Annotated in this window: 8 protein-coding genes; 3 read left to right on the top strand and 5 right to left on the bottom strand. The window is 33.1% G+C overall.

Translation table 11 applies throughout. The features are described 5' to 3' along the window. The 4 genes from NMG63_RS03750 to NMG63_RS03735 all read right to left on the bottom strand — a co-directional run bounded on the left by NMG63_RS03750 (position 1) and on the right by NMG63_RS03735 (position 3,581). Positions 1-324: a PTS sugar transporter subunit IIB gene (locus NMG63_RS03750; RefSeq protein WP_200548732.1), complete on the bottom strand. Its 324-nt coding sequence runs from the start codon at positions 322-324 to the stop codon at positions 1-3. A gap of 201 nt (positions 325-525) precedes the next feature. Then, the gene (locus tag NMG63_RS03745) at positions 526-858 is read right to left on the bottom strand and encodes a PTS sugar transporter subunit IIA (protein ID WP_200548734.1); all 333 of its coding nucleotides are present in this window, start codon (positions 856-858) and stop codon (positions 526-528) included. Positions 859-867: 9 nt separating this feature from the next. After that, positions 868-2,775, bottom strand: coding sequence for a BglG family transcription antiterminator (locus NMG63_RS03740; RefSeq protein ID WP_254006379.1), 1,908 nt, complete (start codon positions 2,773-2,775; stop codon positions 868-870). 473 nt (positions 2,776-3,248) lie between these two features. After that, entirely contained in the window at positions 3,249-3,581 is a 333-nt protein-coding gene (locus tag NMG63_RS03735) for a hypothetical protein (protein ID WP_254006378.1), read from the bottom strand. A 444-nt stretch (positions 3,582-4,025) separates the two neighbouring features. Between NMG63_RS03735 and NMG63_RS03730 the strand changes: the two genes are divergently transcribed. Continuing rightward, complete coding sequence (locus tag NMG63_RS03730) at positions 4,026-9,557, top strand: endo-alpha-N-acetylgalactosaminidase family protein (protein WP_254006377.1); 5,532 nt, start codon at positions 4,026-4,028, stop codon at positions 9,555-9,557. Between the two features lie 58 nt (positions 9,558-9,615). Here NMG63_RS03730 and NMG63_RS03725 read toward each other — a convergent pair. Further along, a protein-coding gene (locus tag NMG63_RS03725; protein ID WP_254006376.1) for an IS3-like element ISErh1 family transposase occupies positions 9,616-10,769 on the bottom strand; the annotation gives its coding sequence in 2 pieces (ribosomal slippage) (positions 9,616-10,496 and positions 10,496-10,769; 1,155 coding nt in all). A gap of 573 nt (positions 10,770-11,342) precedes the next feature. On the opposite strand from NMG63_RS03725, the gene NMG63_RS03720 reads away from it, so the two are divergent. Further along, positions 11,343-12,047: a helix-turn-helix domain-containing protein gene (locus NMG63_RS03720; RefSeq protein WP_254006375.1), complete on the top strand. Its 705-nt coding sequence runs from the start codon at positions 11,343-11,345 to the stop codon at positions 12,045-12,047. Beyond that, on the top strand, positions 11,987-13,006 hold the full coding sequence (locus NMG63_RS03715; RefSeq protein ID WP_367399273.1) for an IS3 family transposase: 1,020 nt from the start codon (positions 11,987-11,989) through the stop codon (positions 13,004-13,006). Before NMG63_RS03720 ends, NMG63_RS03715 begins: the two co-directional genes overlap by 61 nt. The last annotated feature ends 86 nt before the right edge of the window (positions 13,007-13,092 follow it).

Here is a 13,092-nt window from a genome sequence, read left to right as displayed (position 1 = left end):
TTATTTCCCCTTTCCCTTAATTAGCATAATTGCTTTTTTTAATACACGTTCTCCATCAACTTTGCCATAATCCTCTAAATCAATGACTTCAACAGGTACCCCTGATCCCGCATATTTTGCTTTAGTTTCCTCAAATTTATATTTAATTTGTGGCCCTAACAAAATTACATCCGGATTAAATTCTTGGACAATAGAATCCATCTTCGAGTCAGAGAATGCTTTTACTTCAATTGGTAACTTATGTGAGTCTGCAACTGTTTGCATTTTGCTTGCTAACAAACTCGTTGACATCCCAGCATTACAAAATAAATATACTCTCTTCATAAATCTTCTCCCTCCTTATTGTACTTACATTATATCCGCTAATGTAACCGCTTGCTTATATTATCGTTTCCTAAGACAACGGAACATAATTACGTGACTATGTGATGATAGTTCTCAAATTCACCTATATTACATATCTCTAGATACTTTTCGTAAGAATTTTAGAATCAATAAATAAAAACCTTTCTATACTGAAAGGTTTTATTTATTGATTTGTATCGCTAATTCATTAATTATTTCATAACTCTTAATAAGTTGCTCTGCTAAAATTTTAATTGTTTCAGCTGCCATCAATTGATCTTCTGCATGCATTAGAATCAAATTAATCCCAAGCGGTTCACCGCTTGCTTCCTTTTGAATTAATTCAAAGTGGGTCTCATGTCCTAAAATGCGATGATTCTCGCCTTCCTCAATCAATTTCCTTGCTTTTACAAAATTATTTTTTTGAGCAAAAGCAATTGCTTCCATAAAAAAGGATTTTGCAGTACCAACTTCGCTAATTATCTTAAAACTTACTAATTCTATATCTGTCATTGTATCCTCCTAATCATTCATCATCCAATGAACAAATTCATTTCTATTTTTTGATTGTAACAGCTTTGACATTTTTGATGGATTTGTTATGGTTTCCGATAACCAATCAAAAAACAACCACATTGTTGAGCTATCTTTTTCGTTTATTGCAAGCATCATTACCAGTTTGACGTTATAACTTCCCCATTGTATTGGTTTTCTTAATAATGCAACAGCCACTTTTGACTGCTTGCTCTTGAGATCCAAAGGATGGGGAATTGCTATTGAATAACTAAATGATGTCGACGACATTGCTTCACGATCCAAAATAGAATCTTTAAAGTCCTTTGAAACAATACCGTTCTCATAAAGCTTTTGACTCATATAATCTATAACTTCTTTTGGTGTTTCTTTCTCGAGATTTTTAAAGAAAAAACGTTCATCAATTAAAGTGCCAAATTGATTGCCAAATTCAAGGTTAAATTCTTCTTTATCTAATTCATTTAATGCCCTGAATATCATTCCTTCGTCCTCGTGACTCAAAAACATCGAAATTTGAACTGTTTTTACTTCAAGATTATGATCGATAGGCAACGTAGTAATTATCAAATCAACATTCATCTTTTCGATGTTTTTTTCAACATAGTACTCGTGTATTGCTATAATTTCCATACGTTCTTTAAACATGTTCGTAATCTTCCCTTTAGTTAATTTTGAAAGACTTCGATTATGCGGAGCAATTAATAGTACATGATGCTTTTTCTTACTAGATAAACGATCATATGCCGCTCCAATGTGTAGTGAAATAAAACCTACCTCTGATTCAGACAATTCAAAACCAAACGAATTTCCAATTAATCGACCAATAACCAATCCCATTTCAAAAATGAGTGGGTATGATTTTTTTATTTCTTGTAGATGAGCATTAGGAATTACTGTACCGTTTTTCATTCTCAAAACTAGTGATTGAATATGTAGATGCAATCCATTTTTAAAATCTTCGTCCATTGAAAAGTCTAAATCAAAAGTCTCATAAAGTACTTTTACAACTTCATCAAGAAGTTTTGAAAGATCTACAATTTTATTTTTATATTCTAATATATCATTCAAGTGATAAGCATTTTGATATCCCATAAGAATATTAGCAAAACCTCTAACTTCCGTAATAGAATATTTTATTGGAACTATCTGTATAATTCTTTCAAAGAAATATTCTGATATTTCAAATTCAATTCTTTGATCCACTTGTTTATTAATAGAATCATCAGTGAGATAATGACCACTTAACATACGCTCAATCGTTATTCCCATATGTACCACAATCATTGGAATCGCGGTTTCTCTAACCGAATAATTGTATTTATTAAGAGTCTCTTCAAATATTTTGGTTACCTGTACCAAATCAAAACGACTATAAAGAAGAGCTGTACGATTAATATTTAAAAAATTATCTTTAATCTCGTTTGTTAGGAGGTCACGATAAATCTTCCGCTTAAGGTGTTCGTTTCCTTGAAAAAATATTGTATTTTTTTCTCGAACTAATTTTAAGCCCCCATACGGCTTTATTAAATCTCGGATTCGCTTAATGTCACCTTCAATCGTGTGTTCACTTACAAAAAGTTCATCTTGTAAATCCATAATTTTTTGTCGTTTCTTTGAAAATAAAAGTATTTTTATGATATAAATACTGCGCTCATCTGGAGTTTGAGGTATGACATCAGTATTTAAATATTTATAAGTCTGATATTTATTAAAGTTTAATTGATAACCTTCTCGTGTACTCGATTCTATAATTCCAGGAATCTCTTGATTTAATAGATCAATATCAGAGCGAATCGTTCGATCAGATACTCCCATAATACGTGAAAGTTCTTTACCTTTAATCCATATTTTTTTATCTGAAAGATATTCTAAGATTTTGCGTTGTCTGGAATTCATTATTTCCCCCTTCTACAATTCTCATTTCATCATTTTCGATAATTAATAACTAATTTAATATAACCTGAGAATAACAAATCGTATCTTACAATGTTTCAGTACATGATGATTAATTTTCGTTGATTACACTTATTTTAGCATCAAAATAGCATTCAACACATCAAAGTTCACGGCCATGACTTAGGAAATTTTATATGTCATAATTTCATTCTAATATACAAATAATAAGAACTATTACAAGAGTAAGATTATTACTCTTGTAATAGTTCTTTGTTTAATTATCTTTAATTGTAGTCACAACTAGTTAGATGCCATAGTGATTCTTAAATAATTCTTTAAATATTATCAAATACAACATAACTATATGAATCAAAATGTCTTGATAATCATCAATGTTTAGTTCGAATATCCTACGATTTTAGTCGCTCGTAGATAAATATACCTCCGATTGTCATAGTTACAGTAACCAATCATTAGATGCACAAAATAGACGAGTGAACATAATCTAATGGAATATTATTGGAGTCACTAATGTTATGAAGAAATTGAATATCTACATTTAAATGACCAATATTATCAACTTGAATACTACTTACTCGGTATTCACATTTCGATTCTGAAAAATGAACAAGTTGGTTAGTTTCAGTTAATGATTGAAAATAAATCTTCAATGTTTGATTTTTCACATCAATTCGCTCACTATTAATAATCTGATCAATAATATCAGTATCTAGACAAATAAGTTTAATCATTGATCCAGACAATGGTGCTATTTTGGGAGTAGTTTCTCCAATAGAACGAGTCATAAAACCATTGTTTCTTCAATCTACAAAAGAATTAAAGAATGTAATACTTTCTTCAGCATTATTTAAATCATCTTCCTATCTAATTATTTTTACTCTAGACTTCACTCAATATCGAATGAAGTCTTTTTAAAATACTCTTTCTATTCAAAGTAAATGCATGTCTTCTAACTTATCTTCTTACCCTCTTCCAAGTACATGTATCACTAATCTAACCAAGTAAGATAGTCGATAAAGTAAATGTAATAATTAAATCATATGTTTTATCTGCTTTTGAACATATAACTTCTCAAAACTTTGTTAAAAAAGAATTTTTAGAATAAATTATATTGTCCTAAAGCTCATACAACAAGAAGTTATAAGGTTATAACAATATAATTAAAGCGGTTACATACAGAGACTTGTATACTTAAATTAGCTAAAGAACTAGAGCTAAAGGAGGAGTATATGAAGAAATTTTTAACTGGATTTCTTACTATAGTCGTTGCCTTAACAACAATGACTACGAATCCAAGTAAAATCTATGCTGACAATACCGCAGAGTGGGAATCTATTTCTGCAAGTAACGGATCCGTGAAGGAAGTTATCAAAGATGGCGTACGCTATTATGAACTTTCATCATCTGATAGAAATGATAATCAAGACAATCCTGCAATCTTTAAACCTAATAAGGAATGGAAAACAGATGGTAAAGAAGCAAACTTTACATTTGATTTTATTGCAGAGAACACCTCAGAAAAAAGCCGCTTTGGGGTTCATTTATTCTATACTGATTCTAAGAATTTTCTAACTGTAGCGTATGATGCAGGTGGGTGGTTTTGGGAATATAAAGTTGACGGAAATGGTACTTATAAAAATGACAATCGACTACCAGGTCCTAAATTAGGTTCGAAAAATACGTTAGAAGTTTCTTTAAAAGATGATCTTCTAATTGCTTGGATTACAAGTGATGATGGTGATAAGAAACAGCTATTTACTCAATCATTCGATACAAATGTCATCAATCAACTTCAAGAAAAGTCTGAAGACATTGTCGTAAAACTAGGGACCTATTCAGGAATTCTCTCAAAAATTCTTGTAAAAGCGGATAACCAAGATGATATTGTTATTCCAGAACCTGAATTTGAGAGACCGGTCCTTGATACTTATGAGGAATATACGTTTGAAACTAATTTTGAAGATTTGACGGATGAATCACTAAAAGAGATGTTTACCGTTGAAAAAGGAAAAGTCGAAACATCAATCATCACACATGATGGCAATAATTCAGTACGACTTTATTTTCAATCAAGAGATAAAAATCTTATTATCTTCAGAGAAACACCACTTTTAGAAAATTATATTTTTGAAGCTGACATTACGATTGAAAAAGCAGAGGACGCCATTAACGATATGATTCGTTTTGGTCAACTTGTGCGTGTTCAAGATGGTGGTGAATATGGTTATGCTGTAATTGGAGATAATCAAGGGGATTATTTCACAGAAAACTTTGGTGCTAAACCAGCATGGTCCCCTACTTCCAAAGGAACAGTATTAAATCCAAATGAGGTCCACCACTGGAAGACTGTTGTAGAGGATCAAACAATAACGCTTTTTATTGATGGACAACAAATTCTTTCGAATACAATGGATGGCCTTGCTAAAGGCATAGGAGCATTTGGATTTTTTAAAGATCGCGGTATGGGTTCAGTGTTAGTCGATAATGTTAAAGTTACGAAAATAACACCTGAGCGTCCTGTTGATCCAGATAATGAAGGTGTCGTACCTGTAGAAATTAAATCTTCAGATATGACAGTTCGTCTTGACGAAGCATTTCCAAGGGTGCTCGATTACACCTTAACAAATGGTAAAAAAATGCAAGGTCAACCAACTAAAATTGATACTATTAAAATTAATAATGTTGATATTGTTCCAGAAGTAAGCTTAGAAAAAGTATCCGAAAATAGTATTAAATATATTTTAAAAGCAATCAATACGGAAAATAAAATTAATGCTGATCTTACGATACTTTTGGAAGTGAAAAATAATACTCTTGAATTTAGTGTAACTGAAATTAAGAATAATAATACTTCACAAAAAACAAATGAAGAAATTATCCGTACCCTCGAAATTCCAAATCATAGTTTAGTATCCGTCAATTCATCGGAAACGAATGCTAATGTGTACGGCGCAAAAATTTCAACTGATACAACTGTTAATGGTGATACATTAACGGAGGTAACTGACACACTACGAAGTTTTAACAGTAATTATATGTATGCTGTCATTTCAAACAGCGAACTTTCAGCAAGTATGCACAGTAATTCACAGTACTCATCAGGTGGTGGCGTAAATGACTTTGTACGTATAAATGCACGTGTAAAAGAATTTGAGTCTTATAACTCAGTAGGATTATCTAGTTCACCATGGATTTACCACCGTGATGTGATGTTCAATGAACAAACACTTGAATTACCAGAAGCTAAAGTTGTCATTACAGAAGATGCTAATGATGATGGTGTTGTGAACTGGCAAGATGGTGCTATTGCATTTAGAGATATTATGTATTCACCAGTTGGTGCAGAATCGGTTAAAGATTTAGTAGCTTATCGAATCGCAATGAACTTTGGTTCTCATGCTCAAAACCCATTCTTAATGACATTAGATGGTATTAAAAAAATAAACTTGCATACAGATGGCCTTGGACAATCAGTTTTACTAAAAGGTTATGGTAGTGAAGGACATGACTCAGGACACTTAAACTATGCAGATATTGGACGTCGCATGGGTGGTGTTGAAGAGTTCAAATACTTAATAGATGAATCGGTGGACTTTGGCGCAAAGATTGGTATTCATGTTAATGCGAGTGAAACTTATCTAGAGTCAAAATATTTCAATGAAAAAATCTTACGTAAATCTGCAGATGGTTCCTACAACTACGGTTGGAACTGGATTGATCAAGGTATCAATATTGATGCTGCCATCGATTTAGCAAATGGACGTCGTTCTCGATTTGAAGACCTTAAAAACTTAGTTGGTGACAACCTTGACTGGATTTATGTTGACGTATGGGGTAATGGTCAATCTGGTGACAACAATGCATGGACAAGTCATCAACTCGCAAAAGAAATTCATGATCAAGGATGGCGTTTAGGCGGAGAATGGGGTTATGCATTTGAACCTGATTCAACATTCCAACACTGGGCAGCCGACCTTACTTATGGAGGTTATACGCTAAAAGGTATCAACTCAACATTAACGCGCTTTATCTTTAACCAACAACGTGATTCATGGCCTGCAGACTTCCCTTCATATGGTGGCGCTGCCGAATATCCGCTCCTAGGTGGTTATAACATGAAAGACTTTGAAGGATGGCAAGGACGTAACGATTATAATGGTTATATTGTAAATCTTTTCGAAAATAACCTTTCTACAAAATATATACAACACTTTAAGGTGAATCGTTGGGTTGAAGGAACTCCAGTTAATATGACTAACTCAAAAGGTAAAAACTTTGATTGGAACCCTGAAATGATGGTTGAACTTGTAAATGACGCAAATGATAAATTAATAATCGAAAGAAAATCAAATGATTATAAAAATGACCGCGATAATTATCGTTCTCGTACCATAAAACTTAACGATCGTTTAATCTTAGATGGTGATAAGTATCTTCTTCCTTGGAACTGGGATGAAAATGGAAATAACCTTACAGGCGATCAAGAAAAGCTTTATCACTTTAATAAAAAAGGTGGAACATCAACTTGGGAAATTCCAAGCGATTGGAATGTATCGTCTGTTAAGTTTTACCAGTTGACTGAAACCGGTAATAAATTAATTGATACTATTACAGTTAAAGATGGTCGAATTACCTTAGATGCAAAAGCAGATATTCCTTATGTAATCTATAAAGGAGACCAGGCAGAAAAAAATGTAAGCTACGGAAGTGGTGCTCATATTGTAGATCCAGGATTCAATTATCAAAATCTTGATGCATGGGATGTGACAGGAGAAAATGCAGATGTCATAAAATCACAAGCAAGTAATGATATGTTACGTATTCAGGATAATTCGGAGACAACTAAGGTTAGTCAGATACTTACAGATTTAGAAGCTGGTGATACTTATGTAGTTTATGTTGGTGTCGACAACCGTTCAGATTCGAAAGCAATTCTTGAACTTAATGTGGATGGAGAAATAATATCTAACTATACCGAAAAATCTATCGCAAAAAACTATGTAAAAGCATATGCACACAATACAAACTCATCTACTGTGAATAACAATAGTTACTTCCAAAATATGTTTGTGTACTTTACCGCACCTACTAATGGTAAAAATGTTACATTATCCTTAATCCGTGAAGCGGGAGATGGCGCGACATACTTCGACGATGTGCGAATTACAAAAAACAATGGTAATCCTCATCTAAAAGAAAATGTATTCTACCAAGACTTTGAAAATAGTACTCAAGGTATTTACCCATTTGTTGTGGGGAACGTTGAAGGTGTTGAAGATAACAGAACTCACTTATCCGAAAAGCATGAGCCATATACTCAACGTGGTTGGAACAATAAGAAAATTTCAGACGTAATTGATGGCGATTGGTCCTTGAAAACAAATGGTTTAACACAACGTAGAAAACTTGTTTACCAAACGATTCCTCAAAATATCCGCTTTGAAATTGGAGAAACATACAAAGTTTCATTTGATTACGAAGCAGGATCAGAAGGAACATATGCAGTTATGATTGGTGATGGAGAATTTACAGGAAATGAACAACAAATCCCTCTGACTGCTACACTCAATAAAGATGGTGCACAACGCTTTGAAGTTGAAATTACAGGATCAAAGTCTGGACAAACATGGTTTGGTATCTATTCAACAAGTGTAGCTCCTGATCTTCAAGATTCCTCGAATAAAGAAGCAAACTTTAGAAGTTACAAAGATGTTGTATTAGATAATGTTCGCATTGAGAAAGTAGTACCACCTTACGAAGTCACATTAGAGAACAAAGAATTTAATATAAGTATGACTGGTCTTTCAAATGTTATTGAAAACACAGATATACTTAATGTTACTAAAGATGAAACACTCAAAAAAGAATTTGAAGAAAAAATGATTGATGTAGATATTTACAATATGAGTCTTGTACGTAACGGTATTGAAGTGAAACCACTTAATGGTGAAGTTACTGTAACAATTCCAACACGTTCGACTCGTCAATTTATTTTCATGAAAGCATCGCAACCAGTGACTGAACTACTCCATCTTCAATCAGATGGAACATGGACACCAGTCAATGCTAAGTATGTAGATGATGCACTTGTATTCAAGACTCATGAGCTTGGAACTTATGCTTTAAACTATGGTGAAAAAATTATTCCTGTAGATAAGACACACTTAAAAACTCTTATTGAACAAGCTTCAGAACTAAAACCAGAACTATATACTGAATTAAGTTGGAAAGAGTTTGAAACAGTCCTTATAAGTGCAAAAGAACTTTATAAAAATGAAGAAGCTACTCAATTATCTATTGATGAAATGGTTCGAACATTAGCAAAGGCAATGAGTCATCTTGAACTTACTTCAGAGGAAGATGTAAATTATGATGCCTTACAAGCATTAGTTGGAACATCAAAAACTCTTAAAAAAGATGAATATACTGAGGAAAGTTGGACTAAATTTGAATCCATCCTTAAAAATGCAATTACGATGTTAGAAAATCAAGATGCTGATAGTCAACATGTTATTGATGCAATCGGGATTGAACTCAATGATGCTATAAGAGCGTTAGAAAAAATGAAATCAATCGATTCAATTAAACCAATTGATCCAGTCGATCCAAATAATCCTTCTCAAACAAAAGACTCTTCAGATTCGAAGCTTCCTGGTACAGGTGTCGAATCACCTATGAGTATTATTGTTTTAGGTATTAGTGCAGTGGTAATTGGAACACTATTTTTCATACTAAATAAACGTAAGCGTCAACCTAATTAATAAAAAACAACGTACCTTGGAACTGACCTAGTTCCGTGGGACTAAAGAAAAAACCAAGTTAGGATGAAGTTAACCGATAATTTACGGGCGATTGATATCCTAGCTTTTCTTGTATTCGATTTTCATTGTAATATTTTAAATAGTTTATCACAGTTTGTGATACAATTTCAGTAGAACCCTTTAGTTCTGGGTTTAATTCGAATGTTTCACACTTTAGAGAGGCATGAAACGATTCGATAGGAGCATTATCAGCGGGTGTCCCCTTACGGGACATACTCATGGTAATGCTTTTATTTTTTACTCTAAGTTGATACTCTTTTGATGTATAGACACTTCCTTGATCAGAATGAAGAATACATGGCTGAACGATATCCGGAAGTTGATTTAATGTATCAACCACACATTCTAGGTTTTGTCTGTCACTCAATGTAGACGCAATAATCTCACCATTATATAAATCCATGATCGTAGATAAATAGAGCATTTTATGGCCATAAGGGATGTAAGTGATATCTGTCACCAATTTCTCTAGAGGACGTAGTGATTTAAAGTCGCGATTAATGATATTGGGCATAATGATCTTCGGATTTTTGTTTTTTCGATACCGTTTGACCTTAACACGGCATTGACATTGGTGTTTCTGCATTATCTTTTGAACAGTATTCTTATTGATAATTCTTTCTTTTCGAATTAATGCAGTTATTTTTCGATATCCATAACGAAATTTATTTTCTTTACAAAGTTCAATTACTAATGCTTCATTGACAGAATAATTATTAGAATCTAGTTGCTCTTTTTTAGTCCAACGGTAATACGTTGACTTAGGTACCCCAAAAAGATTCAAGATATCTTTAATTGATACAGTGTTGCGATACTCTTCAACGAGCTTGATGATTATTTCAGGAACCACATCCTTTCTCTTTCCAAATACTTTTTTAATAGTTCAATTTGTTGCTCCAAAGATTTAATTCTAAGTCTTTGTGTTTCTTCGACCGTGTCTCCTTCAGGCCCTTTTCCAAAAGTATATTGCTTGCCTACAGGTTGAGAAAATCGATAGTGTTCACCATTTCGATACCATCTCCACCATGTTTTGACTTGTGTTACATTTTTTATTCCAAGTTCAGTCTGAATAAACCTGCTTGAGTATCCTGCCAATTTCATTTCTATAACTTTCATCTTTGTCTCATAGCTATGCATAGTTCGTGTTCCCATATAAAAACCTCCTATATTGAACTATTTTACAATAATTCTCATACAAGAGGTTTTTTTCTTTAGTCCCACGGAACTAGGTCAGTTCCCTTTGATGGTGCGTTGTTTTTTTAGTGAATCATGGTATGTATAGAACATGCCTTGAATTCATAAAGTTTCTCAAAGTTGTGTCGAAATTAGTGAGTATTTTATATTCTCATAACTTTGGTAACTTTTTGGTAACCTTTAAAATTAAAAACACAAAAAACCCACTTAAAAGTGAGTCTAAATTTTAAATGGTGGGATAAGCCATCCTGCACAAACTGCAGAAGTGCTTTTCCTTCTAAGATATAACTTAAGTCGATTTACTATAATTATTATATCATGTATGAGTTTGTATACAAGTTTTTTTCTCTAAAATTTCTAAATAATAAATTTTAGTGTTTTAGTTTACAAAGTTCACATTAAATACCACTAATAAATATTTGGAGCAACTTAGTCGAACAAAAGACTCATTCATTGAATGATAAGCTCCCCTTAAAGTAGACACCCGAAATAAATAAAATCGGGCACTACAAAAAAGGAGGAGCTTTTTCTATGGGGAGAAAGAATAAATATCCAGCCGAAATAAAAGAACAAGCAATTAATGAATATTTGAATGGCATAAAAGGTGCACCAGAAATAGCTGAAGAATTATCTATTGATTCTAGTACATTACGTAGTTGGGTGAAAAAGTATCAAACTTATGGTATTGAAGTTTTTTCAGATAAAGATCGAAACAAAAGTTATTCGAAAGAGCTCAAGGAATCCGCAATTAGGGATTATCTTGAAGGCGCAGGTTCTCTTAAAGATATTAGTATTAAATATGGTATAAGTTCCCATGAGGTTTTGCGCGGATGGATAAAAAAGTATAATAGACTTGAAACTATAAAGGATTACGATCCTAAAGGAGAAGTCTATATGACAAAAGGTAGAAAAACAACAATTGAGGAGCGTCAGGAAATTGTCGCATATTGTATTGAACATGACTACGATTATAAGGGGACTGCTGAGCGCTATGAACTTTCTTATGCTCAGGTTTATCAGTGGGTGAAAAAGTATAACGAATTGGGAGATGATGGTCTTCTTGATAAACGTGGCAAGCGAAAACAAGAAGATCAACTTAGTAATGAAGAACGTTTAGAACGTAAAGTAAAACTACTTGAAAGACAACTCGAACTGAAAGAACGCGAGAACATTCTATTAAAAAAAGTGAAGGAAATCGAAAGGGGGCGATATTCTCCAAAGCAAAACAAGAAGTAAAGTATCTCGCAGTGCAGGAACTACATCATAAACATGGCTGGAGTATTCAGTGGATGTGTAAGGTACTTAAAATCGCAAGAAGTAGTTATTATAAATGGACGCATCGTGTTGAAACAAGCAATGAAATTGAAAATCATGAGCTTTGCAATCTCATTCTTGATTATGATGAACTATTTGGACATATCTTAGGCTATCGACGCATGACGGATTGGATCAATGAGTTGAATAGCGTTCAATATAACTCGAAGAGGATTCATAGACTCATGAAGATGCTAGGGGTGAAATCAGTGATTCGTCAAAAGTCTAAAAAATATTCACGAAGCACTCCTGAAATCACAGCTGAAAATATTTTAAATCGAAATTTCTTTGCCGCAAAACCGAATGAAAAATGGCTGACAGACGTCACAGAATTTAAGATTAAAGGTTCAAGTAAGAAACTATATCTCAGTGCGATTATTGATCTTTATGATTTAAGTGTTGTGGCGTATCAAATAAGTGATCGGAACAATAATCAACTTGTGTTTGATACTTATCATAAAGCTATCGCGAGATATCCAGAGGCAAAACCTTTATTTCACAGTGACCGCGGATTCCAATACACAAGTAGGGCATTTAGGAAACAGCTAGAAGATCAAGGAGTGATGCAAAGTATGTCTAGAGTGGGACATTGTATTGATAATGGTCCTATGGAAGGATTTTGGGGAACAATCAAATCAGAAATGTACTACCCTAATGAATTCAGTACAAGAAGCGAATTGAAGAAAGCAATTGAAGTGTATATTGATTTTTATAACAACAAGAGACTTCAGAAACGCTTCAAAAACAAAACACCAATGATGGTTCGAACTGAAGCGCTAGGAACAGAGACACCTGTAGTCTACGCGATTCCAACTAACAAGAAGATTGAAGCTTACTGGTCAAACATTAGAGAAAAACAAATGCAGTCACTTGTAGCATAAAAAAGATGATTCATCATAAAGTGATAAATCATCTTGGATATTTTATTTATTTCACCTGTCTACTTGACAGGGAGCAGTTCAGAATT

The sequence above is a fragment of the Erysipelothrix amsterdamensis genome, from assembly GCF_940143175.1.
Classification (GTDB): Bacteria; Bacillota_I; Bacilli_A; order Erysipelotrichales; family Erysipelotrichaceae; genus Erysipelothrix; species Erysipelothrix amsterdamensis.
The sequence above is the reverse complement of the archived record's forward strand: the minus strand, read 5'-3'. Positions and strand labels throughout refer to the sequence as shown.

Coding starts and splice junctions, on each gene's coding strand:
- NMG63_RS03720 (WP_254006375.1), top strand. CDS start 11,343: ATGGGGAGAAAGAATAAATATCCAGCCGAAATAAAAGAACAAGCAATT.
- NMG63_RS03730 (WP_254006377.1), top strand. CDS start 4,026: ATGAAGAAATTTTTAACTGGATTTCTTACTATAGTCGTTGCCTTAACA.
- NMG63_RS03740 (WP_254006379.1), bottom strand. CDS start 2,775: ATGAATTCCAGACAACGCAAAATCTTAGAATATCTTTCAGATAAAAAA.
- NMG63_RS03750 (WP_200548732.1), bottom strand. CDS start 324: ATGAAGAGAGTATATTTATTTTGTAATGCTGGGATGTCAACGAGTTTG.
- NMG63_RS03735 (WP_254006378.1), bottom strand. CDS start 3,581: ATGACTCGTTCTATTGGAGAAACTACTCCCAAAATAGCACCATTGTCT.
- NMG63_RS03745 (WP_200548734.1), bottom strand. CDS start 858: ATGACAGATATAGAATTAGTAAGTTTTAAGATAATTAGCGAAGTTGGT.